This is a genomic window from Cupriavidus sp. CP313, from assembly GCF_054072015.1.
On the sequence record NZ_JBSVZB010000033.1, the window covers coordinates 1 to 20952 of the forward strand.

General features: G+C 69.0%; 22 protein-coding genes and 1 pseudogene. 8 read left to right on the forward strand and 15 right to left on the reverse strand.

Annotated elements, in window-relative coordinates; translation table 11 throughout:
* Positions 1–137: 137 nt before the first annotated feature.
* Positions 138–506: pseudogene (locus ACW4E8_RS32455) on the reverse strand (anion permease); the annotation flags it as partial.
* Positions 491–628, reverse strand: a complete 138-nt coding sequence (locus ACW4E8_RS32460; RefSeq protein WP_456808258.1) for a hypothetical protein — start codon at positions 626–628, stop codon at positions 491–493. The gene ACW4E8_RS32460 and the pseudogene ACW4E8_RS32455, both read right to left, overlap by 16 nt.
* Before the next feature lie 495 nt (positions 629–1123).
* On the opposite strand from ACW4E8_RS32460, the gene ACW4E8_RS32465 reads away from it, so the two are divergent.
* Positions 1124–1369: an RNA-binding protein gene (locus ACW4E8_RS32465; protein ID WP_456808259.1), complete on the forward strand. Its 246-nt coding sequence runs from the start codon at positions 1124–1126 to the stop codon at positions 1367–1369.
* 50 nt (positions 1370–1419) lie between these two features.
* Positions 1420–2241 carry a tyrosine-protein phosphatase gene (locus ACW4E8_RS32470; protein ID WP_456808260.1) on the forward strand — a complete coding sequence of 274 codons (822 nt, stop codon included), beginning with the start codon at positions 1420–1422 and terminating at the stop codon, positions 2239–2241.
* Position 2242: 1 nt separating this feature from the next.
* Here the strand turns inward: ACW4E8_RS32470 and ACW4E8_RS32475 are convergent, their stop codons facing one another.
* Both ACW4E8_RS32475 and ACW4E8_RS32480 read right to left on the reverse strand, forming a co-directional pair.
* Positions 2243–3478 (reverse strand): acetate/propionate family kinase, encoded by a 1236-nt coding sequence (locus tag ACW4E8_RS32475; protein ID WP_456808261.1) that lies wholly within the window; start codon positions 3476–3478, stop codon positions 2243–2245.
* Positions 3479–3527: 49 nt separating this feature from the next.
* Complete coding sequence (locus ACW4E8_RS32480) at positions 3528–4520, reverse strand: phosphate acetyltransferase (protein WP_456808262.1); 993 nt, start codon at positions 4518–4520, stop codon at positions 3528–3530.
* 335 nt (positions 4521–4855) lie between these two features.
* Here ACW4E8_RS32480 and ACW4E8_RS32485 point away from each other — a divergent pair, with 335 nt between their 5' ends.
* The 5 genes from ACW4E8_RS32485 to ACW4E8_RS32505 all read left to right on the forward strand — a co-directional run bounded on the left by ACW4E8_RS32485 (position 4856) and on the right by ACW4E8_RS32505 (position 10240).
* Positions 4856–7240, forward strand: a complete 2385-nt coding sequence (locus tag ACW4E8_RS32485; protein WP_456808263.1) for a DUF3141 domain-containing protein — start codon at positions 4856–4858, stop codon at positions 7238–7240.
* 50 nt (positions 7241–7290) lie between these two features.
* Positions 7291–8070, forward strand: coding sequence for an enoyl-ACP reductase FabI (fabI, locus tag ACW4E8_RS32490; protein WP_456808264.1), 780 nt, complete (start codon positions 7291–7293; stop codon positions 8068–8070).
* A 121-nt stretch (positions 8071–8191) separates the two neighbouring features.
* Positions 8192–8986: a TOBE domain-containing protein gene (locus ACW4E8_RS32495; RefSeq protein ID WP_456808265.1), complete on the forward strand. Its 795-nt coding sequence runs from the start codon at positions 8192–8194 to the stop codon at positions 8984–8986.
* Between the two features lie 96 nt (positions 8987–9082).
* Positions 9083–9682: a LysE/ArgO family amino acid transporter gene (locus tag ACW4E8_RS32500; protein WP_013955713.1), complete on the forward strand. Its 600-nt coding sequence runs from the start codon at positions 9083–9085 to the stop codon at positions 9680–9682.
* 18 nt (positions 9683–9700) lie between these two features.
* On the forward strand, positions 9701–10240 hold the full coding sequence (locus ACW4E8_RS32505; RefSeq protein WP_456808266.1) for a class IV adenylate cyclase: 540 nt from the start codon (positions 9701–9703) through the stop codon (positions 10238–10240).
* Here ACW4E8_RS32505 and ACW4E8_RS32510 read toward each other — a convergent pair.
* The 5 genes from ACW4E8_RS32510 to ACW4E8_RS32530 form a co-directional block, all read right to left on the reverse strand.
* Complete coding sequence (locus tag ACW4E8_RS32510) at positions 10210–10932, reverse strand: ATP-binding cassette domain-containing protein (RefSeq protein ID WP_456808267.1); 723 nt, start codon at positions 10930–10932, stop codon at positions 10210–10212. The genes ACW4E8_RS32505 and ACW4E8_RS32510 overlap by 31 nt on opposite strands.
* A 22-nt stretch (positions 10933–10954) precedes the next feature.
* Positions 10955–11665, reverse strand: a complete 711-nt coding sequence (gene modB / locus ACW4E8_RS32515) for a molybdate ABC transporter permease subunit (protein WP_010811534.1) — start codon at positions 11663–11665, stop codon at positions 10955–10957.
* Between the two features lie 18 nt (positions 11666–11683).
* Positions 11684–12457: a molybdate ABC transporter substrate-binding protein gene (modA, locus tag ACW4E8_RS32520; protein ID WP_456808268.1), complete on the reverse strand. Its 774-nt coding sequence runs from the start codon at positions 12455–12457 to the stop codon at positions 11684–11686.
* A 211-nt stretch (positions 12458–12668) separates the two neighbouring features.
* On the reverse strand, positions 12669–12863 hold the full coding sequence (locus ACW4E8_RS32525; protein ID WP_013955718.1) for a DUF1059 domain-containing protein: 195 nt from the start codon (positions 12861–12863) through the stop codon (positions 12669–12671).
* 71 nt (positions 12864–12934) lie between these two features.
* Positions 12935–13876 carry a 2-hydroxyacid dehydrogenase gene (locus tag ACW4E8_RS32530; RefSeq protein ID WP_456808269.1) on the reverse strand — a complete coding sequence of 314 codons (942 nt, stop codon included), beginning with the start codon at positions 13874–13876 and terminating at the stop codon, positions 12935–12937.
* 177 nt (positions 13877–14053) lie between these two features.
* Here ACW4E8_RS32530 and ACW4E8_RS32535 point away from each other — a divergent pair, with 177 nt between their 5' ends.
* Positions 14054–14614 (forward strand): nucleoside 2-deoxyribosyltransferase, encoded by a 561-nt coding sequence (locus ACW4E8_RS32535; RefSeq protein WP_456808270.1) that lies wholly within the window; start codon positions 14054–14056, stop codon positions 14612–14614.
* 16 nt (positions 14615–14630) lie between these two features.
* Here the strand turns inward: ACW4E8_RS32535 and ACW4E8_RS32540 are convergent, their stop codons facing one another.
* From ACW4E8_RS32540 to ACW4E8_RS32565, 6 genes are all read right to left on the reverse strand, one after another.
* Positions 14631–15236, reverse strand: coding sequence for a PqiC family protein (locus ACW4E8_RS32540; RefSeq protein WP_456808271.1), 606 nt, complete (start codon positions 15234–15236; stop codon positions 14631–14633).
* Positions 15233–16879 carry a PqiB family protein gene (locus ACW4E8_RS32545; RefSeq protein ID WP_456808272.1) on the reverse strand — a complete coding sequence of 549 codons (1647 nt, stop codon included), beginning with the start codon at positions 16877–16879 and terminating at the stop codon, positions 15233–15235. The genes ACW4E8_RS32540 and ACW4E8_RS32545 overlap by 4 nt, the downstream gene beginning before the upstream one ends.
* A complete protein-coding gene (locus ACW4E8_RS32550) occupies positions 16866–17618 on the reverse strand; it encodes a paraquat-inducible protein A (RefSeq protein ID WP_456808273.1) in 753 nt (250 codons plus the stop codon). Before ACW4E8_RS32550 ends, ACW4E8_RS32545 begins: the two co-directional genes overlap by 14 nt.
* Positions 17615–18313, reverse strand: a complete 699-nt coding sequence (locus ACW4E8_RS32555) for a paraquat-inducible protein A (RefSeq protein ID WP_456808274.1) — start codon at positions 18311–18313, stop codon at positions 17615–17617. The genes ACW4E8_RS32550 and ACW4E8_RS32555 overlap by 4 nt, the downstream gene beginning before the upstream one ends.
* Positions 18313–19470, reverse strand: coding sequence for an AI-2E family transporter (locus tag ACW4E8_RS32560; RefSeq protein WP_456808275.1), 1158 nt, complete (start codon positions 19468–19470; stop codon positions 18313–18315). Before ACW4E8_RS32560 ends, ACW4E8_RS32555 begins: the two co-directional genes overlap by 1 nt.
* Positions 19471–19797: 327 nt before the next feature.
* The gene (locus ACW4E8_RS32565) at positions 19798–20952 is read right to left on the reverse strand and encodes an HPP family protein (RefSeq protein ID WP_456808276.1); all 1155 of its coding nucleotides are present in this window, start codon (positions 20950–20952) and stop codon (positions 19798–19800) included.

Below are 20952 nucleotides of genomic sequence, written 5' to 3' on the forward strand. Positions count from 1 at the left end.
CCCTCCTGCACGTAGGTATTGGCCACGTCCAGGGAGAGCCAGTGAGTTCACAAAGGCCTTGACATAGTACTGCTCATAGAAGGAATCCCCCTCCTTTCCGGCCTCAAGGCCGGTGAGCGTTAGCGAGTGGTGGGGGAGGATGTCAACGGCAGGATAAAGCCGAAGCTGACGGTAAAGCCCAGCAGCATGGTCATGCCCACGCTGTTGATGTCGCCGGGCAGCGTCTGCAGCACCGCGATCAGGACCGGCAGCATCGCCGCGGTCAGCGCGGTGCCGCTGGCAATGCCCAGGTGGATCAGGATCAGGAAGGCCGACAGGATCGCAAACACCAGCAGCGCGCCGTGCGCCGCCAGCCCGGAATGCGTGACCACGAACTGCCCCAGCCACTGGCCGGCGTTGGTGGACAGCAGTGCCGTGCCCAGGCTGATGCCGACTCCAGACACGATCAGCGTGCCCCACGGCGTGCGTTGCTGCATGGTCTTCCAGTCCATCACGCCGATGCGAGGATCCCCAGCATGCGCTGGCCGGCGGCGGTCAGCCCCTCGGGCTGCGGGATCGCCAGCACCACCAGCAGCGCAGCAACGGCGGCGAACAGGCCCCAGTGCAGCGTGAGTTTCGGCGTCGGCACGACAGCCTGTGCAGCAGCGGCGGAGGGGACGGAAGGGGGGAGGCGGAAGTATCTGTCATCGCCGGCATCCTTTTGGTTGGTGATCCTGGTCGGTACCCGGGGGCACCTGGCTCGGACGGCTCTCGGTGGACAGTGCGGCGCTCCGGCGCTGGGACAGCACGGCCGGCAGGACAGGCAAGTGTCGGTCGCGAGACGGCATCCGTGTGCGGTGTACCCGGAGCGGCCTCGCTGCTGGCGCGGCCGCCGCGTTCGACATGATAGGAATTTTCCGACTGGCGGCCGGCCCTGTCGAGGGCAACTCCATGCTATTTCCGCCCGTCATGAGCCAGATCAAATCCACGCGTGATCAATGGATACCCGGGCCGCCGCAGGCGTCATACCAGTGAGAAGCTCGCCACATAAGGCCTGGCGGCGGCGTGTGTGCGCAAGCGCGCCACGATGGCCCCGGCCGGGTGATGCATGAGCGGGAGTGATCTGAAATAATTGGAGCCGACCATGAAGGTTTTAGTACGGGGACTGAAAGCAGGGCTGGACGCGGCGGCGCTGCGCGAGGCGCTGGCGCCGTATGCGAAGATCCGTTCGGTGGAACTGGTGGAAGCAGGCGACCCCAGGCACCCCTGGGCGTGGGTCGATATCGATGCCAGTGCGCTGACCGTGTGGAAGCTGGTGGCGCGGCTTGACCGGCGCTATATCGCGGGTTGCCATCTGCGCTGGCATGTGCCGGCGTACCGGGCGCGCTGAAGCGCCGGCACGGCATCGGCCCGCATCGCAAGGACAATCAGGAAAGAACAATGATCAAGTGGCTTCAACGCGCAGGTTGTCTGCACACCCATGCAGTCGTACCGCAGGCTCAGGCCGCGGCGGGCGTGAAGGGCCAGCATGACCTGGCATTCGACACCATCAGCAATGCGCGCGACCTGGGCGGCCTGGCCGGCGCGGGCGGACGCCGCGTGCGCCAGGGGCGCCTGTACCGCAGCGGCAACCCCGCGCTGGCCAGCGCGGCGGACCTGGAGCGGCTGCAGACGCTCGGGCTCGACATGGTGGTGGATTTCCGTTCGCCCGGCGAGAAGTCGCCTGAAGAGGCCGCCTTCGGCCAGCGCTTCCACTGGGTGGCGGCGCCGGTGCTGGAGGGCAGCATGGCGATGGACGTGCTGATGCCGCGCCTGCGCGCCAGCACGCCGGCACAGATGGATGCTTTCATGCTGGAGGTCTATGGCGACTTCCCGGTGCGCTACCGCGAGGCCTTCGCCGGCTTCATGCGCGCCGCGCTGGGCGGCAAGACGCTGCTGTTCCACTGCACCGCAGGCAAGGACCGCACCGGCTTTGCCGCACTGCTGTTGCTGGCGGCGCTGGGCGTGGCGCAGGACGATATCCTCGCCAACTATCTGGAGTCGAACCAGCGCAATGCGCAGTTCAACCAGTCTGCGCTGGCGCGCATGGCCGGGCTTGGCGTGGCCCCCGCGGTGATGACGCCGCTGCTGGAAGTCCGCGCCAGCTATCTCGATGCGTCGATGCAGGCCATCGACGCAGGCTGGGGCAGCGTCGACAACTACCTGCGCGATGCGCTCGAAGTGGACATCGCGCAGCTGCGCGGGCACTACCTGGCAGGCTGACTCAGAGCTGCCCGCATTCGCGCAGGATGCGGGCGGTGTTCAGCGCAATCATCCCTTCTTCATCGGTCGGCAGCACCAGCACCGGCACGCGGCTGTCGTCGCGGCTGATGCGCTGGCTGTTCTCGCCGTTGGCGCCGCCGTCGAGCGCGATGCCGAACAGGCCCGCCAGGTGTTCGCAGATGCGCGCGCGCACCGGCGGCGAGTTGGCGCCGATGCCCGCGGTGAACACCAGCGCATCGAGCCCGCCCAGCGTGGTGGCGAGCTTGCCGATCTCCTGCGCGGCACGGTAGGCGTAGAAGTCCACCGCCAGCCGCGCGCGCGGCGCATCGCTGGCCAGCAGCGCGCGCATGTCGCTGCTCACGCCTGACAGTCCTTTCAGCCCGGATTCCTGGTACAGCATCGCCTGGATCTCTGCCGGCTTCATGCCCTGCTGCGCCAGCCACAGCAGCGCGCCGGGATCGACCGAGCCGCAGCGCGTGCCCATGGGCAGGCCGTCGAGCGCGGTCAGGCCCATGGTGCTTTCCACGCTGCGGCCGTTGCGCATGGCGCACAGGCTGGCGCCGTTGCCCAGGTGCGCCACGATCACGCGGCCTTCGGCCAGGTCGGGCGCGACCTGGCGCAGCCGGCGCGCGATGTACTCGTACGACAGCCCGTGGAAGCCATAGCGCCGGATGCCGCGCTCGTAGTACGCGTAGGGCAGCGCCATCAGCTGCGCCAGCACCTCGTGGCCGGCATGGAAGGCAGTGTCGAAGCAGGCCACCTGCAGCAGGTCCGGCACGGCCTCGCGCACCGCGCGGATGGCAGTCAGGTTGTGTGGCTGGTGCAGCGGCGCCAGCGGCACCAGCGTCTCCAGCTTTGCGATCACCTCGTCGTCGATGCGCACCGCCTGCGCATAGTCGGCGCCGCCATGCACCACGCGATGGCCGATCGCCACCGGCGGGTTGTCGCGCAGGCCCACGCTCAGCACCAGACGCACCAGGCGGAAGGCGGCGTCGTGGTCGGCCACCTGGGCCTGCGGGAAGGTCTCATCGGCGACCACGCGCCCGTCGGCCATGCGTGCGGTGAGGCGCGGCGCCACGCCGATGCCTTCGATCTGGCCGTGCGCGCTCAGCACCGGGTTGATGTCGGCATTGCCATGCGCGGCCTCGGGCACGGCGTAGACCGAAACCTTGACGCTGGACGAGCCGGCGTTGACGATGAGGATGACGGGATGCGCGGCAGGTTGAATGGCGGTCACGCTCGATGGACTCCCAGGTTGTTGCGCCGGCGCAGCTGGCCGGCGCAGCTCAGACTTGCGCCGCGGCTTCGGCGGTGCGGCGCGCGTGCGCCAGCAGCACGGCGATGGCGCAGCTGCCGATGCGTGCGCGCACGCTGTCGGCCCGGCTGGTGAGGATGATGGGCACGCGCGCGCCCAGCACGATGCCGGCGGCTTCGGCGCCGGCCAGGAAGGTGAGTTGCTTGGCGAGCATATTGCCCGCTTCCAGGTCAGGCACCAGCAGGATGTCGGGGTCCCCGGCCACCTCGGAGTCGATGCCCTTGGTGATGGCGGCTTCACGGCTGATGGCGTTGTCGAAGGCGAGCGGCCCGTCCAGCAAGCCGTTGGTGATCTGCCCGCGGCGGGACATGGTGCACAGTGCGGCCGCGTCGATGGTGGAGGGGATCTTGTCGGTGACGGTCTCCACTGCCGACAGGATCGCCACCTTGGGACGGTCGACGCCCAGCACACGCACCAGGTCGATGGCATTGCGGCAGATATCGGCCTTCTCGTTGAGCGTGGGGAAGATGTTGACCGCCGCATCGGTGATGAACAGCGGCTTGTGGTAGCGCGGCACGCTCATGGCGAACACATGCGACAGGCGCCGCCCGGTGCGCAGGCCACTCGCCGAGGCTGTGACCGCGTGCAGCAGCTCGTCGGTGTGCAGGCTGCCCTTCATCAGCAGCTCGGCGTCGCCGGCGCGCACGGCTTCAACCGCGCGCTCGGCCGAGGCATGGCTGTGCGCGGTGTCGATGATCCGGGTGTCGCCCAGCGCAAGTCCATGCTCGGCGGCGACCTGCCGGATGCGCGCGGCGGGCCCGACCAGGATCGGCACGATCAGGCCAAGCTCCGCGGCCTCGAGCGCGCCGCTCAGCGATGAGACATCGCAGGGGTGCGCCACCGCGGTGGGGATGGGCGGCAGCCCGGCGCAGCGCGCGAGCAGCGCGGCGTACTTGTCCGGCGCGTCGGCAGTCGGCGCGGCAAGTCCGGACATGGCAGACGTGGCGGGCGAGGCAGCAGTCATGACGATGTTCCGAGAGCGAAAGCAGGGCTAGGGTACTGGTCCGGCGCGATGGCGTACAGCGGTCCGGTCAAGTTTCGCGCCCGGCGCGAGGCACCGGGGTTTGCTGCAACGCGCAAGCGCACGCGGCCAGTATAGGCGACGAATCTGTCGCGTCGATGACACGTCGATGACAGGTACAGACGGCCCGCGATGCGGCTTCACGCACCACCCGTTCGCGGCTTGCACCACCCCTTTGCGGCTGCTAGGCTTGTTTTAGTTGCAGCGCAACATGCGTCACTCTGGCTGCGCCGACAGCGCGCAGACTGCCGGCAGCGGCGCCAACAGGGGAAAGTGGAATGACCGCACACATACCCGCCGGGCCGCCGCAGGGCGGGTCCGCACAAGCACCCTCCACCAGCCAGGCCGCAGGCGCCGCCAATCCGTTCGCGGCGCTGGGCCAGCCGGCGCTGGAATACGTCACCGACGCCTGGCAGCGCACCGTGCTGCTGCTCGACATCCTGCGCGAGCGCGGCAACGAATCCGCGGAGCATGAACGCGAGGGCATGCCGGCCGTGCTGGTGTTCGAGCACGAACTGCTGGCTGACGGCCGTGAGCTGCCCGAGCCCGTCAATTACGCGCTGCTGCGCATCGTGCCACCGGCCGACAGCCCGACCGATCCCGCCAAGCGCGCCTTCGTGGTGGTCGACCCGCGCGCGGGCCACGGCCCCGGCATCGGCGGCTTCAAGGCCGACAGCGAGATCGGCATCGCGCTGCGCACCGGCCATCCGTGCTACTTCGTCACCTTCTACCAGGAGCCCTGCCCGGGCCAGACCATCGAATCGGTGGCGCGTGCCGAGGCCGCCTTCCTGAAGATTGTCAGCGAGCGGCACCCGGACGCACCCGGCAAGCCCTTTGTGGTCGGCAACTGCCAGGCCGGCTGGGCGCTGATGATCCTGGCCGCGGTCGCGCCCGAGCGTACCGGGCCGCTGCTGGTGGCCGGCGCGCCGCTGGCGTACTGGTCGGGCGTGCGCGGGCACAACCCGATGCGCTACAGCGGCGGGCTGCTGGGCGGCTCGTGGCTGGCCTCGCTGACCGCCGACACGGGCAATGGACGCTTCGACGGCGCCTGGCTGGTGCAGAACTTCGAGCAGCTCAATCCCGCCAATACGCTGTGGAAGAAGCTCTACGACGTCTACGCCAAGGCCGATACGGAAGGCCCGCGCTTCCTGGAATTCGAGCGCTGGTGGGGCGGCCACTTCCTGATGAACCGCGAAGAGATCGACTGGATCGTGCAGAACCTGTTCGTCGGCAACCGGCTGACCGCGGGCGAGGTGCGCAGCAGCGACGGCAAGACCGTGGTCGATCTGCGCAACGTGCGTTCGCCGGTGATCGTCTTCGCGTCCTGGGGGGACAACATCACGCCGCCGCAGCAGGCGCTGAACTGGATCCCGGACCTGTACCCCACCGACGAAGAGCTGGTCGCCAACGACCAGGTGATCGTCTACTGCCTGCACCCGACCGTGGGCCACCTGGGCATCTTCGTGTCCGCCGGTGTGGCCAACCGCGAGCACAGCGAACTGTTCTGCGCGCTGGACCTGATCGACGTGCTGCCGCCGGGCCTGTACGAGGCCAAAATCGAAGACATTGCACCCGGCCTGCCGCACCGCGACCTGGTCGAAGGGCGCTACCTGATCCGCTTCGAGCGCCGCAGCGTGACCGATATCCTGGCGCTGGACGACGGCCGCGAGGACGAGCGCCCCTTCGAGGTGGTGCGCCGCGTGGCCGAGATCAACCAGCATATCTACGACACCTTCGCCTCGCCGTGGGTGCGCGCGATGTCCAACGAATTCAGCGCGCAGTGGATGCGCGCGCTGCACCCCGCGCGGCTGGAGCGGGCGGTAGCGACCGACATGAATCCGTGGATGGCCTGGATCGGCGCGATGGCGCCGATGGTGCGCGCCAACCGCGCGCCGGTATCGCCGGACAACCCGTTCCTGGCGATGGAGAAGGCGGCCTCGGAGCAGATCGTCAACGCGCTCGACCAGTACCGCGATGCGCGCGACGCGTGGTACGAGCGGGCCTTCGAGGCGATCTACAACTCGCCGGCGATGGCGGCGCTGGTGGGCATGCGCGCGCAGGCGCCGGTCAACGTGGAGTCGCCCGTCACCGTGGCGCTGCGCAAGGAGCTTGCCGAGCGCCGGCTGCACGATGCCGAGGCGGCGATCGGGCAGGGCGGTCCGCTCGAAGCCTTCGTGCGCGTGCTGGCCTATGTGGCCGACCGCCCGAGTTCCATCGAGGAACGCCCCTTCAACCTGCTGCGCCGCATGGCACGCGAGCAGTCCGAGGGCACGGCACATGCAGACCTGGCGACCTTCAAGGCGGCGGTGCGCCAGCAGAGCTTTATCGTGCGGCTGGATCCAAAGCGGGCGATCCAGGCGCTGCCGGCGCTGGTGCCGGATCGCGACACGCGCCGCAGGCTGATGGTGGCGGCGCATCGCGTGATGACGGTCAAGGGTCCGCTGGAAGGCGAACACCTGGCACGCTATCGCGAGGTCGCCGAGGTGATGGGCACGCGGCATCCGCCGGAGGTTGCGGATGCCGTCGGCCGTGCCGACGTGGCCGAGGCAGCGGAGGGCGAGGCGCCGCCAGACGAGCACGCGCAGGCCGGCAAGCCGCAGGCCTCGCGCGCGGTGCCGCCGCGCCAGCCGGCTGCGGGCACGACACCACGGCCGCGCAGCTGAGCGTTTCAGTTGAGCATCCATAGCGCCTGACATCATCCCGGAGCCACGCCATGGTCAACGTATCCAATCCGCCGCTTGAAGGCGCCCGCGTGCTGGTGGTCGGCGTGGCCAATGCCGATTCGATCGCGTGGGGCTGCGCCAGGGCCTTTCGCGAGCTCGGCGCGCAGGTCGCCATGACCTACCTGAACGACAAGGCCTACCCGCACGTCGCGCCGCTGGCCGAGGCGGTGCAGGCGCCGATCCTGATGCCGCTGAACGTGGAAGACGCCGGGCAGATGGAGGCGCTGTTTGCTCGCATCGAAAGCGTGTGGGGCGGCCTCGACTCGGTGGTGCATTCGATCGCGTTCGCGCCCAAGGCCGACCTGCAGGGCGGCCTGCTCAACTCGTCGGCCGAGGGCTTTGCGCGCGCCATGGATATCTCGTGCCACTCGTTCATCCGCATGGCGCGGCATGCGGCGCCGCTGATGAAGGCGGGTGGCACGCTGTTCGCGATGAGCTATGAAGGTGCCAACCGCGTCGTGCCCAACTATGACCTGATGGGCCCGGTCAAGGCGGCGCTGGAAGCCAGCTGCCGCTACCTGGCGCACGAGCTGGGGCCGCTGGGGATCCGCGTCCACGCGATCTCGCCCGGGCCGCTGAAGACGCGCGCGGCCTCGGGTCTGAAGGACTTCGACCTGCTGCTGGCCGACGCCGCGGGGCGCGCGCCGCTGGGCGAGGTGGTCGACATCATGGACGTGGGCTTTGCCACTGCCTACCTGGCCACGCCGTATGCGCGGCGCATCTCGGGCAATACTGTCTATGTGGATGGCGGCGCGCACATCATGGCCTAGTGTTCCGTGCTGGTATATCCCCGCGCACCCGGACCGAGTATGCTGGACCGATCCGCAATTCGGATTACCATAGCCGCGTCTCGGACTCCATTGCGGTGCCGGCCACCGGCACCCGACATCCATGCTTGAACTCCAGGGAGCCATCTGGTTCCGCTCCGGCTCGCAAGACTGGGGCGGCAAGGACCGCATCGCGCTGCTCGCCGCCATCGGCGAACACGGCTCGATCACCGCAGCCGCGCGCGCGGTCGGCATCAGCTACAAGGCCGCGTGGGACGCCATCGATGCCATGAACAACAGCGCGGGCGAGCCGCTGGTGGTGCGCGCCGCCGGTGGCAAGGGCGGCGGCGGCACGCACCTGACCGCGCGCGGCAAGCAACTGATCCGCACCTATCGTGCGCTGGAAGACGAACACCAGCGCTTTGTCGCGCAGCTGTCGCGCCTGGGCGAGGGGGCGGCCGACGATATCCACCTGATGAGGCGAATGATGATCAAGACCAGTGCACGCAACAAGCTGTTCGGGCGCGTGGCCAGCGTGCGCGGCGGCGCGGTCAATGATGAGGTCGTGCTGGACCTGCCTGGCGGGCAGCAGGTCGTGGCCACCATCACGCATGAAAGCGTCGAAACGCTGGAACTGGCCGAAGGGGTCGAAGCGTTCGCCCTGATCAAGGCATCGTCGGTGCTGGTGGGGCTGCCCGATCCGGGGATGCGGCTGTCGGCGCGCAACCAGCTGCCGGGCGTGGTGTCGCGTGTGATGCCTGGCGCGGTGAACGCCGAGGTGGTGATCGAACTCGACGGCGGCGGTACGGTTGCGGCGATCGTGACCAACGGGAGTGTGGAAGCGCTGGGGCTGGAGGTGGGGGTGGCTGCGGTGGCGGTGTTCAAGGCGTCAAGTGTGATCCTGGGCGTAGTGGCGTGAGGTAGTCCTGCGGCAGGAATGGGAAGATGGGCGGGCATGGCGGCTGCCCCCGGCGTGCAATAATAGCCACCCAAAAAAACAGCCGTTCCACAACCAATGCACGCCGCCCTGGCCGGCTTCTCCCTCGGCCTTTCCCTGATTCTTGCCATCGGTTCCCAGAATGCCTTCGTACTGCGACAAGGGTTGCGGCGCGAGCATGTATTTTGGGTCTGCCTGGTGTGCGCGCTCTCCGATGCGCTGCTGATCCTGCTGGGCGTATCCGGCTTTGCCGTGATGATCCGCGAGCTGCCCTGGCTGGGCGCGGCGATGCGCTACGGCGGTGCGGCTTTCCTGATCTGGTATGGCGCGCGCAGCTTCCTGGCCGCGTGGCGCTCGAACGCGGTGCTGGACCCCAGTGACGCCGCGCCACGGCCGCTTGGGGCCACGCTGGCGGTATGCCTGGCGTTCACCTGGCTCAATCCGCATGTGTATCTCGACACGGTGATGCTGATCGGTTCGGTGTCGACGCAGTTCGCAGGGAACGCGCGCGAGTTCGCCGCGGGTGCCATGACCGCGTCGTTCCTGTTCTTCTTTTCGCTGGGCTATGGCGCGGCGCTGCTGCGGCCGGTGTTTGCGCGGCCGCGCGCGTGGCAGGTGCTGGAAGTGGTGATCGGCATCACCATGTGGGTGATTGCCGCGCGGCTGCTGCTGGGCTGATCGCAAGGAGAGAGACGCATGCCAAGAAACGTCGAGATCAAGGCCCGCATTGACAGTATCGAAGCCGTGCTGCCGCATGCGGCAGCGCTGGCCGATAGCGGTCCCGAATACATTCGCCAGGACGATACCTTCTTCCCCTGCGCCAACGGCCGGCTCAAGCTGCGCGAGTTCGCCCCCGACCGCGGCGAGCTGATCTTCTATGCGCGTGCCGACGAGGCGGGGCCGAAGGAGAGCTTCTACATCCTGTCGCCAACGCAATCGCCCGCCACGCTGCGCGCGGCGCTGGCCGCGGCGCATGGCGAGGGCGGGCGGGTGCGCAAGCTGCGCACGCTGTACCTGGCTGGCCGCACGCGCGTGCACCTGGACCGGGTCGACGCGTTGGGCGATTTCCTGGAACTGGAGGTGGTGCTGGCCGAAGACGAGCGCCTGGAGGACGGCGTGGCCGAAGCACACGCATTGCTGGCGCGGCTGGGCATCCCCGCGTCGAACCTGATTGAAGGCGCCTACGTCGACCTGCTGCGCTCGGCTCAGGCCACGCGCGCCGACACCGGCGCGTAGACCGGCGGATGGTGGCGGCTGGTGCCGCTGCCGAAGATGCGGCCCTCGCGGATTTCCAGCACGTGGTCGCCGAGAGCCTCGACATCGGCGGGGTCGTGCGAGATCACCAGCATCGGCACATCCAGGCTGGCCTGCAGCGTGCGCAACTCCGCACGCATGCGGGCGCGCAGCGCGGGGTCCAGCGCGGAGAAGGGTTCGTCCAGCAACACGATATCGGGCTGCGCCACCAGCGCGCGCGCCAGCGCCACGCGCTGCTTCTGGCCGCCAGAGATCTCCGCGGGGTAGTTGCCGACAATGTCCGCCAGGCCGAAGGCGTCGATCCAGCGCTGCGCTTCGGGGTGCACGGCGCCGCGGCGCGGGTTGCGCCAGCCGTGCGACAGGCCGAAGCCGATGTTCTGGCCCACGGTCAGGTGCGGGAACAGCGCGTATTCCTGGAACAGGTAGGCCACGCGGCGCTCTTGCGGGCGCACGTCGATGCCGGCGTCGGCATCGAACAGCGTGCGGCCGTTCAGCACGATGCGGCCGCTGTCCGGTGCCAGCAGGCCGGCGATGGCGCGCAGCGTCAGGCTCTTGCCGGCGCCCGAGGGCCCGAACAGCGCAATGCGCCGGCTGGCCGAATCGAAATCGATATCCAGTGCAAAGTGCCGGTCGGCCGAGACCATCTGCTTGCGGATGCTGACGTGCATGCTCATGGCGATATCCGTGATATCCGGCTTAGCGGATGCGCGGGCGCAGGCGCCGGCGTTCATAGAGTTCAGCGGGATTGCGCGCAGCGGCCGGCACCAGGCGCCCGGCGACCACCAGCAGCAGCACGCAGGTGACGGAGGTCACCAGCACCAGCAGGTTGGCGGTGTTGTCGTCGCCGGCCTGCACCGCTTCATAGATGGCGACTGACAGCGTCTGCGTGCGCCCGGGCAGGTTGCCCGCGATCATCAGCGTGGCGCCGAATTCGCCCAGTGCGCGGGCAAAGGCCAGCAGCACGCCGGCGATGATGCCGCGCGCGGCCAGCGGCAGCGTGACGCGGAAGAAGATGCCGGCTTCGGGCACGCCCAGCACGCGGGCGGCATTTTCCAGCTGATGGTCCACGCCTTCAAAGGCGGCGCGCGCGGACTTGAGCACCAGCGGGAAGGCGACGATGGTGGAAGCCAGCACCGCCCCTTGCCAGGTAAAGACCAGCTCAATGCCCAGGCGCGCCAGCCACTCGCCGAATACGCCACGGCGCCCGACCAGCACCAGCAGGTAGTAGCCCAGCACCGTGGGCGGCAGCACCAGCGGCAGCGTCAGCACCGCATCGACCACGTCGCGCAGGGGCGAGCGCCAGCGCGCCAGCGCCCAGGCCGCGCCGACGCCGAGCACGGCATTCAGCGCGGTGGCCCAGCCGGCCACCTTCAGCGACAGCAGCAGCGGTACCCAGACGGCGTCCATGGTGCGCGCAACGCTCCGTCAGGGCTTCTGGAAGCCGAAACGCGACAGGATGGCCTGACCTTCCGGCGAGGCGACGTAGTCGACGAACTGCGCCGCTTCCTTCTGCTGGCGCGTCTGGCCGGTGATGGCGATGGGGTAGGTCACCGGCGTGCGGCTTGGCACGCGCACGGCCACCTTGACCTTGTCCGGCATCACCGCGGCGTCGGTGGCAAAGACGAAGCCGGCCTCGACCTCGCCGCGCGCCACGTAGTCCAGGCTCTGGCGCACGTTCTGCGCCGGCACGCCCTTGGCGGCCACGGCGTCCCACAGCCCGGCCGCTTCCAGCGCGCCGCGGGTGTAGCGGCCCACCGGCACCGAGGCCGGGTTGCCGTAGGCGATGCGCTTGACTTCCGGGCGGGTCAGGTCCTGCAGCGAGGCGATGGCCAGCTTGCTGTCCGCGGGCACGATCAGCACCACCTGGTTGGCGGCAAAGTTGCGGCGCGAGGCCGGCGCGATCACCTTCTCGGCCTCGGCCTTGTTCATCGCCTCCTGGTCGGCCGAGGCGAACACGTCGGCCGGCGCGCCCTTGATGATCTGCTGCATCAGCACGTCGGACGCGCCGAAGTTCAGCACCACGTGCGTGCCGGGATGGGCGCGCTCGAACGACTCGGCCAGCGACTTGAAGGCGTTGGTCAGGCTGGACGCCGCGGACACCACCAGGTCGGCGGCAAAGGCGGGCGGCGCGGCCAGCGCCAGCGTGGCGACGGAGGCGGCCAGCAGGAACCCGCGGCGGCAGGAACGGAAGGCAGACATCGGAATCCTCGGGAATCGGCCAGCCGGCGTGTGCGGCAAGGCCTGTGCGGGTGGACTGTCAGGCGCAATATACGTCTGTATATAGCGCTGCGTCAATGATGCGCCATGACGGCCGTCATGGGTATTCGAAGTGGCTTAAGTGCTGTATCAGGGACTGCGAATGCGCCCCAAGGGTGGGGGCCGGCGCCCCCGGGCGCCAGCCGTGCCGGTTTCACGCCGGCGGCATGCCTTCCTTGAATAATGACTTCAACTGGGTGCGCAACTCAGGGGTGTCCTGATGCTGGTGCACGGCCACTGCGTGCTGGACCGCGGCTTCGAGCAGTTCGTCTTCGCTGTCGGCGCTCATTGCCACCGTGCAGTGGGTGTCGCTCGGGAACTCGCGGCAATCGATAAACTTGCGTGCCATGATGCCTCCTGACGCCGGCCCGCAGAGTGGGCTGGAGCCGGTGCATCCAGTATAGGCACGCGGGTAGCCGTCTACAGCACTGGCGTCAGCACCCTGCCGTCAGCCAGGAACGCATCCAGGTTCTGCAGCGTCAGCGCGGTCATGGCGGCACGCGTTTCATGCGTGCCGCTGGCCATGTGGGGCGCCAGCACGACATTGTCCAGCGCCAGCAGCGCGGGCGGCACGTTGGGCTCGTCCTGGAACACATCCAGGCCGGCGCCGCCCAGGCGCCCGTCAACCAGCGCCGCCACCATCGCCGCCTCGTCGATCACGCTGCCGCGCGAGACATTGACCAGGATGCCGCTGGGCCCGAGGGCGTCGATGACCTCGCGCGACACCAGCCCGGCCGTCGACGGCCCGCCGACGGTGGCCACCACCAGGAAGTCGGCCCACGTCGCCAGCGCCTTCAGGTCCGGCTCGAAGCGCCACGGCGCGCCCTCGCGCAGGCGACGGTTGTTGTACGCGATCTCCATGTCGAAGCCCTGCGCGCGGCGCGCCACGATCTCGCCGATGCGGCCCAGCCCGAGGATGCCGAGCTTCTTGCCCGACACGCGCGTGGTCAGCGGGAAGCCGCCCTGCGGCCAGCGCCCGGCGCGCACGAAGCGGTCGCCATGGGCGATGCCGCGCGCCGCATCCAGCAGCAGCCCGAAGGCCAGGTCGGCGACGCAGTCGTTGAGCACGTCGGGCGTGTTGCTGACCTGGATGCCGCGCGCGCGGGCCGCATCCAGCGCAATCGCGTCATAGCCGACGCCGAAGCTGACGATGGCTTCCAGGCGCGGCAGCGCATCGATCAGCGCCGCGCTGCAGCCGTGGCGCGCCGAGGTCACCACCACGCGCACTTGCTGGCCCTCGCTGCGCGCCCACGCGATCGGATCGGTCTGCTGCCACAGCGCGGCGGCGCCGTATTGCTGCCGCAGGGTGGCATTGGTCTGCGGCGCGAGCGGGCCGACCTGGAGGATCTGGGGAGCAGACATGGGATGCGGGATGCAAGGAGGGGACGGGCAATGGTAGCGCAAGGGCCCCCCATGCGCAGGGGGCAGGCAAATCGTGCGCGCGCAAGTTGTGCGATGTTCGTGCAGGCCGGTGGTATCGCGCCCGCGGGCGGCGGGTTATGCTGCGATCCTGATCCCTGTTGCCCCACTTCACGTGCCATGAAAACCATCTACCTGGCTGGCTTCGACGTCTTTCGCAAGGATGCGCGCGCCTGGGGCGAGCACCTCAAGGCGCTGTGCGCAGCGCACGGCTTCAGCGGCCTGTATCCACTCGACAAATCCGCGCCCGGTGGCCTGTCGGGCGCCGACACCGCGCGCTGGATCTATGACGCCAATCTTGTGCTGCTGCGGCGCGCCGACATGGTGATGGCCAACCTCGACGATTTCCGCGGACTGGGCGAGCCGGATTCCGGCACGGCGTTCGAGGTGGGCTTTGCGGTGGCGCTGCAGAAGCCGGTCTGGGCCTACAGCGCGGATGCGGGCACGCTGCGCGAGCGCGTTGCCGTGGCCACCGACGAGGATGGCGCGCCGCTGGATGCGCGCGGCTTCGTGGTGGAGGATTTCGGGCTGGGCAAGAACCTGATGCTGGCGTGTGCGGCGAAGCTGGTGCAGGGTGGGGCGGCCGAGTGCCTGGCGGCGATGGCCGAGGCGATTCACCGGCGGGCCGCTGAAGCCGCCGCGCGCCGCGAGCGCGACACGGCGGCGTGGGGCGACGATTAGGGCCTGTGAATAGGCCCTAGGGCCGCAGCGACTGCACCCCGGCCGCGATATCGGCCGCCGTGCTGGCGACGATCTCGCGGTACGCCGCCACGACGCCATCGACCGCGCCGGGCGCGGGCAGCTCTGCCTGGGTGCGGCCGCTGACCACCTTGCCGTCCGGCAGCCGCCGCACGGTCCAGTTGATGGTGGCGCCGGCACGCTGGCCCACGTCGGCATCCAGGCGCAGCACCTCCGTGGTGATCCGGTACAGCGGCTGCACGTCCGACATCCCCTGCTGGTAGGTGTCGACCGCGCCCAGCGTGGCCTGCAGGCGTTGCGACAGCGCGTCGCGCAGCTCGTCGGGCAGCGGCGCGGACCAGCGCGCCAGGTCCAGCAGGCGCAGGCTGGCGTCGCCGCCATCGCGCACCACCAGTTGCGGGCGGTTGAGCCGCTCCGGCACGCGCACCGGCGCGACTTCCAGCCATAGCGTGTTGGTCGACGCCGGCGTCGTCGTGGCCGGCAGCGGCGCGCCCGCGCCCTGCGCCAGCGTGTAGTAGCGCGGCTCGGGCGAGGCGCACCCGGCCAGCACGGCCGCGACCAGCGCGCCGGCGAGGAGGCTGGTGATAGTAAGGCGCTTCATCATTCTTGCTCCGGCTTGCCGCGCAGCAGCGCTTCAGGGTGGCGTTCCAGGTAATCGGTCAGCGTGCGCAGCGACGTTGCGGTGCGCGTCAGTTCCTGCAGCATGCGGCGCGTGTCCTGCTGCAGCGGCGCGTCCGACGCCAGCGTGCCGTTGGCCGCGGTCAGGGTCTTGCGCGCGTCCTGCAGCGCGGCCAGCACCTGCGGCGCAACGTCGCCGTTGAGCTGCTGCACCAGCTTGTCGGCGGTCGCCAGCGTCTTGTTCAGGCTAGCCACCGTGGTGCGCAGGTCCTGGCCGATCTGGTCGAACGGCACCTTGTCGATGCGGTTGACGATGTCGCCTACCTGCGCCTGGATCTGGTCGAAGGTGCCTGGGGTAGTGGCGAACTCAGGAATCGGCGCGTCCAGGTCGACCTTGGCCGGCGGCGCCTTCGGGAAGAAGTCGAGCGCCACGTACAGCTGGCCGGTGAGCAGGTTGCCGGTGCGCAACTGTGCGCGCATGCCACGCTGCAGCAGGCCCTGGATGATCTTGCGCGCGCGCTCGCGGTCTTCGACATCGCGTTCGCGGAAGCCCATGCGCGACGGGTACAGCTCCACCACCACGGGCATGCGGAACGCTTTCTTGTCGCGCTGGTACTCGATGCCGATCGACCGCACCTGGCCCACGATCACGCCGCGGAAGTCCACCGGTGCACCCGGTGACAGCCCGCGCACGGACTGGTCGAAATTGAGCACCGCCAGCGTGGGCGCCAGTTCTTCCGGCTCCTTCATCGCCTCGGTCTGGTCGTTGGCCAGCAGGAACTGCGTGTTCTCTGCCGCGGCGTCGGTGGCGGTGGTGTGGTCCGGCGCCTGGAAGGCGACGCCGCCCAGCAGCACCGTCACCAGCGACTGCGTCGACAGCTTGAGCCCGCCGGCATCGAGCTTCAGGTCGACGCCGCTGGCATGCCAGAAGCGCGTGTCGGCGGTGACCAGCTTGTCATAGGGTTTGTTGACGAACACGCGCAGCGTGAGGTCGCGCCCGTTGGGGTCGAGCTGGTAGGCCACCACCTGGCCCACCAGCACGCGCCGGTAGTAGACCGGCGAGCCGATATCGAGCGAGCCCAGCTCGGAGGCGCGCAGCACGAACTGCTTGCCGGAGGCATCGGTGGTCACCACCGGCGGCACTTCCAGCCCCTTGAAGTCGCGCGCGGATTCATTGGACTTGCCCGCATCCACGCCGATATAGGCGCCCGACAGCAGCGTCTCCAGCCCGGACACGCCGCTGGCCGCAAAGCGCGGACGCACCACCCAGAAGCGGGTGTCGGCCACGGCGAAGTTCTCGGCGTCCTTGGTCAGGTCGATCGACGCCACCACGTGCGAGCGGTCGCGCGCCAGCCGCACCGACTTGACCAGCCCGATGTCGACGTCCTTGTAGCGCACCGCGGTCTTGCCGGGAGTCAGGCCTTCGGCCGTGCGGAAGGTGACGGTGATCTCCGGCCCGCGCGAGGTCAGCGTATGCACCAGCAGCGAGATGCCGACCACCGCGGCGACGATCGGGATCAGCCAGACCAGCGAGGGCAGCCAGCGCGCGCGGCGCCGGCGTTCGGGCCGCGGCAGGCCCGGCGGGGGCGACCCCGCGGGCGTGGAGGCTTGGTTGTCAGTGTCGGGCATTGTTGTCTTCCAGCGAATCCCACAGCAGGCGCGGATCGAAGCTGAGCGAGGCCAGCATGGTCATGACCACGACCGCGCCAAAGGCCAGCGCGCCGCCGCCGGGGATGATGGTGGCCAGCGCCCCGGCCCGCACCAGCGAGGCCAGCAGCGCCACCACGAAAATATCGAGCATCGACCAGCGGCCGATCACCTCCACCAGCCCGTACAGCCGGGTCTGCTGCCGGATCCGCCAGGTCGAGCGGAAATGCACGGACAGCAGCAGGAAGGTGAGGATCACCATCTTCAGTAGCGGCACGATGATGCTGGCGATCAGCACCAGCCCGGCCAGCATGCGCGAGCCGGACAGCCACAGGTAGATCACGCCGGACAGGATGGTGTCCTGCTGCGTGCCGAGGATGGACTGCGTCACCATCACCGGCAGCACGTTGGCCGGAATATAGAGGATAAAGGCGGCCAGCAGGAAGGCCCAGGTGCGCGCCAGGCTGTCGGGCTTGCGATGGTGCAGGGTGGCGCCGCAGCGCGGGCAGGGCTCGCCCTCCAGTGTGCGCGGGCTGATCAGGTCGCAGGCGTGGCATGACAGCAGGCCCAGCCGGCTGGCGGTCGGCACCTGCGGCAGCGGGTTGCGCTCGTCGTCGTCGGTGAGTTCGGCCACCACCTCGCGCGCCAGCTGGCGCGGGCGGGCCAGGCGGCCGCCTGGCTGGCCGGGACGCTGCGTCGGCCGTTGCGGCTGGTCCGTCATCGGCCTTCCTCGCCCGCAGCCGCGGCGTTGTCATCGGGCGTTTCCAGGTGGCGCCACAGGTCGCGCGGATCGAACGACAGCATTGCCGCCAGCACGATCACCAGCGCCGCGAACGACCACAGCGCGATGCCGGGCAGCACGCGCGCCATGCTGGACAGCTTCACCAGCGTGACCAGCACGCCGATCATGAACACTTCGATCATGCCCCAGGGCCGGGTCTGGCGGATGCCGCGCACGATGCGGTCGAAGCCGGCGGGCATGCGGTGCTGTGCCATCGGCACCAGCAGGTAGGCCATCATCAGCATTTCGGACAGCGGGAACAGGATGGTGGTGGCGAACACCAGTGCCGCCACCAGCCCCATCTTGTCGGTGTACAGGGCCTGCACGGCGCCCAGCAGCGTGGTCTGGGTGCGGACCCCCTGCAGGTCCATCTCGACGATCGGGTAGGCGTTGGAGACCAGGAACAGGATCAGCGCGGTGATCACCAGCGGCAGCAGCCGTTGATACTGGCGGCGGCTTTCGCGGTAGAGCTGGCCGCCGCAGCGCAGGCACAGCGCGCGCTCGCCGGGCGAGATCGGCGTGCGTTCGTAGACCGCGTCACAGTATTCGCACGCCACCAGCCGGTGCAACGCGGCCGGCGAGATGGCGGGGGTGGCGGGGGTGGCGGGCGCGGCGGGCGCGTCGTGTCCTGCCATCAGCCGGGGTGCTTGCCGGTCGTGGCCGGCGGGACGTCGGGGTTGTCGACCACGGCCGGCGCCGGCGGCGCGGCCGCCAGTGCCTCGCCCTGCTTCAGGTCATGCTTTACCTCTGCCTGCGAGCCGATGGTCCAGTCGCGCAGCAGCGCATAGGCCACTGCCAGCAGCGTCGGTCCGATGAACACGCCCAGGAAGCCGAACGCCAGTGCGCCGCCCAGCACGCCCAGCATGATCCAGATCAGCGGCATGCCGGTGCCCTTGCTGATCAGCAGCGGCTTGACGATGTTGTCAGCCATGCTGACCACGCCCACGCCCCATACCACCAGGAAGATGGCCCAGCCGGTGGCGCCAGTGTGGTACAGCCACAGCGCGGCCGGCAGCCACACCAGCGGCGGGCCGACGGGGATCACCGACAGGAAGAAGGTCACGAAGCCCAGGATGGCCGCGCCCGGCACGCCCGCGATCCACAGGCCGATGCCGGCCAGCACCGCCTGGATGAAGGCCGTGCCCAGCACGCCGTAGACCACGCCCTTGACGGTGCTGCCGGCCAGCTCCAGCAGGTGGTCGGCGCGCTCGCCGGCGATGCGGCGCATGCCCGCGCGCAGCCAGGCAATGGCGAACTCGCCGCCGGTATAGAAGAAGAACGCAAGAATGATCGACAGCGCCAGCTGGCCCAGCCCGGCGCCGATCGACAGTCCGGCGCCCAGCAGCACGTGGCCAACCGGGGCGATCAGCTTGCGCAGGTTGGCGACCATCTCGGAATCGGCATTGATGACGCTGTTCCAGGAGTTCTGCAAGTAGGAGCCGACATAGGGCACGCTGCTCAGCCAGGCGGGCAGCTGTGGGAGGCCGTGTTCCATATAGCGGTCGACCAGCGCGGACAGGTCGTCCAGGTGCGCCGAGAAGCTGGCGCCGGCATAGACGAACGGACCCAGCACCACCACGGTGGCCAGCAGCACGCAGATCAACGCCGCCAGGTTGCGCCGGTTGCCCAGCCAGCGGGACAGCACCGTGTAGGGGTACCACGAGCTGAAGGCCAGGATCGCGCCCCACAGCAGCGCAGTGGTGAACGGCGCCAGCACCAGCAGCGAGCCGCCGATCAGCACGATCAGCGCGAAGACGGCTGCGATTTTCTCAATTAACTGGCCGGAACTCATGGATGGCTCTCCCTTGGCCCCGCCGGTGTGACGGGAACGGCGTAAATATAGCTTACGTTGGGTGGGGCGATGCGGAAGGGGGATGATGGGTGGGTTAGTCGTCACTATGGCGGTGGGCCGCTGCGTGCGGCGTGTTCCCCCTGGTGGGGGCACAGTGCCATAGGTTTGTGACGGTGGATAGCGGGTGGGTATTTGGCTTTTCGCCTGCGGTCGGTTTGTGGCTCTTGGCGGAGGTGGCTGTTTCGCCGGCGTAGCCGGCGAGTCACTTCTTGTCCGAGCGGAAAAATTAACCTAAAGCGCGTTTACTGGCCCTGCGGGCGGCACCTTTTATCGTAGTGTGCCGTGGTCCGGCACCGCCATCACCCCACTCTTGAGCAGCGCAGCCACCAGATCCGACTGCGTCACCATCCCCACTACGCGCCGGTGGTCGTCGATCACCGGCGCGTGGTGCAGGCCGCCGTCAGAGAAGGCCTGCGCCAGCTCCACCATCGGCTGGTCAGCACGGGCAGTCACCACCGCCCGCGTCATCAGGTTCCGCACGGTACCAGCCAGCCGCCGCGCACCGGTATCACGCTGCGCCGCAAAAAAGTCGCTCTGAGTGATGATCCCCACCAGCCGCCGGGTGGCGTCCACCACCGGCAGGGCCTTGATGCGGTGCCGCGACAGCAGGTGCCCGGCCTCATGCGCAGGCTGGTCCGGGGTCACCATGATCACGTCGCGCGACATGATCTCGCCGCACAGCACGTTGCCGAAGTGGCGCCGGTAGGCGCGCAACTGCGCGGCCACCAGGATCTGTTCGAGGTCGTCTTCTTCGATATCCAGGAATTCGCCGCGCACCTTCAGCGCAGCATCGAGGTCGGCGCGGGTGACGCCCACGCGCTGGGATGGCGGCACGTCCTTCGTCCCGTGCTGCATTGCAGGCTCGGGCGGGCGGTGCGGGTAGCGCCGCCGCGACAGGTTGTTGAAGGCCAGCGCCATCATCAGCAGCAGCATCGAATTGAACAGCACGGGCACGGCAACAAAGCCGAAGCCCAGCGCACTGACCGCTGGCCCGCCGAATACGGCGGTGATGGCCACGGCGCCGCTGGGCGGGTGCACGCAGTGGAACTGGAACATCAGGGCGATGGAGACAGCCACTGCGACCGCTGCGGCCAGGCCGGGTTCCGGGATCCAGCGCGCGCACGCCACGCCGATCACCGCGGCAATCAGATTGCCGCCAATGACTGACCAGGGCTGTGCCAGCGGCGATGACGGCACGGCGAACAGCAGCACCGCGCAGGCCCCCATCGGCGCGACAAACCAGGGGTTGAAGCCGCCCAGGGTCTGGTGGCTGATCCATTCAGTGCAGAGCAAGCCCAGCAGGGCGCCCAGGCAACTCTTGAGGCGCTCCTTGCGGCTGGCGGCAACGGGTAGCGGAACGAATGTGCGCAGCCATGCACGGGCATTCTGCGCCAGGGCAGAGACAGCGGGGGCGGTTGGCAT

What these genes read in the sequence shown, in the direction of transcription:
- ACW4E8_RS32465 (WP_456808259.1), top strand. Translation starts at nt 1,124, where the DNA reads ATGAAGGTTTTAGTACGGGGACTGAAAGCAGGGCTGGACGCGGCGGCG.
- ACW4E8_RS32470 (WP_456808260.1), top strand. Translation starts at nt 1,420, where the DNA reads ATGATCAAGTGGCTTCAACGCGCAGGTTGTCTGCACACCCATGCAGTC.
- ACW4E8_RS32480 (WP_456808262.1), bottom strand. Translation starts at nt 4,520, where the DNA reads ATGACTGCTGCCTCGCCCGCCACGTCTGCCATGTCCGGACTTGCCGCG.
- ACW4E8_RS32485 (WP_456808263.1), top strand. Translation starts at nt 4,856, where the DNA reads ATGACCGCACACATACCCGCCGGGCCGCCGCAGGGCGGGTCCGCACAA.
- fabI (WP_456808264.1), top strand. Translation starts at nt 7,291, where the DNA reads ATGGTCAACGTATCCAATCCGCCGCTTGAAGGCGCCCGCGTGCTGGTG.
- ACW4E8_RS32495 (WP_456808265.1), top strand. Translation starts at nt 8,192, where the DNA reads ATGCTTGAACTCCAGGGAGCCATCTGGTTCCGCTCCGGCTCGCAAGAC.
- ACW4E8_RS32500 (WP_013955713.1), top strand. Translation starts at nt 9,083, where the DNA reads ATGCACGCCGCCCTGGCCGGCTTCTCCCTCGGCCTTTCCCTGATTCTT.
- ACW4E8_RS32505 (WP_456808266.1), top strand. Translation starts at nt 9,701, where the DNA reads ATGCCAAGAAACGTCGAGATCAAGGCCCGCATTGACAGTATCGAAGCC.
- ACW4E8_RS32510 (WP_456808267.1), bottom strand. Translation starts at nt 10,932, where the DNA reads ATGAGCATGCACGTCAGCATCCGCAAGCAGATGGTCTCGGCCGACCGG.
- modB (WP_010811534.1), bottom strand. Translation starts at nt 11,665, where the DNA reads ATGGACGCCGTCTGGGTACCGCTGCTGCTGTCGCTGAAGGTGGCCGGC.
- modA (WP_456808268.1), bottom strand. Translation starts at nt 12,457, where the DNA reads ATGTCTGCCTTCCGTTCCTGCCGCCGCGGGTTCCTGCTGGCCGCCTCC.
- ACW4E8_RS32525 (WP_013955718.1), bottom strand. Translation starts at nt 12,863, where the DNA reads ATGGCACGCAAGTTTATCGATTGCCGCGAGTTCCCGAGCGACACCCAC.
- ACW4E8_RS32530 (WP_456808269.1), bottom strand. Translation starts at nt 13,876, where the DNA reads ATGTCTGCTCCCCAGATCCTCCAGGTCGGCCCGCTCGCGCCGCAGACC.
- ACW4E8_RS32535 (WP_456808270.1), top strand. Translation starts at nt 14,054, where the DNA reads ATGAAAACCATCTACCTGGCTGGCTTCGACGTCTTTCGCAAGGATGCG.
- ACW4E8_RS32540 (WP_456808271.1), bottom strand. Translation starts at nt 15,236, where the DNA reads ATGATGAAGCGCCTTACTATCACCAGCCTCCTCGCCGGCGCGCTGGTC.
- ACW4E8_RS32545 (WP_456808272.1), bottom strand. Translation starts at nt 16,879, where the DNA reads ATGCCCGACACTGACAACCAAGCCTCCACGCCCGCGGGGTCGCCCCCG.
- ACW4E8_RS32550 (WP_456808273.1), bottom strand. Translation starts at nt 17,618, where the DNA reads ATGACGGACCAGCCGCAACGGCCGACGCAGCGTCCCGGCCAGCCAGGC.
- ACW4E8_RS32555 (WP_456808274.1), bottom strand. Translation starts at nt 18,313, where the DNA reads ATGGCAGGACACGACGCGCCCGCCGCGCCCGCCACCCCCGCCACCCCC.
- ACW4E8_RS32560 (WP_456808275.1), bottom strand. Translation starts at nt 19,470, where the DNA reads ATGAGTTCCGGCCAGTTAATTGAGAAAATCGCAGCCGTCTTCGCGCTG.
- ACW4E8_RS32565 (WP_456808276.1), bottom strand. Translation starts at nt 20,952, where the DNA reads ATGCCAACCGCCCCCGCTGTCTCTGCCCTGGCGCAGAATGCCCGTGCA.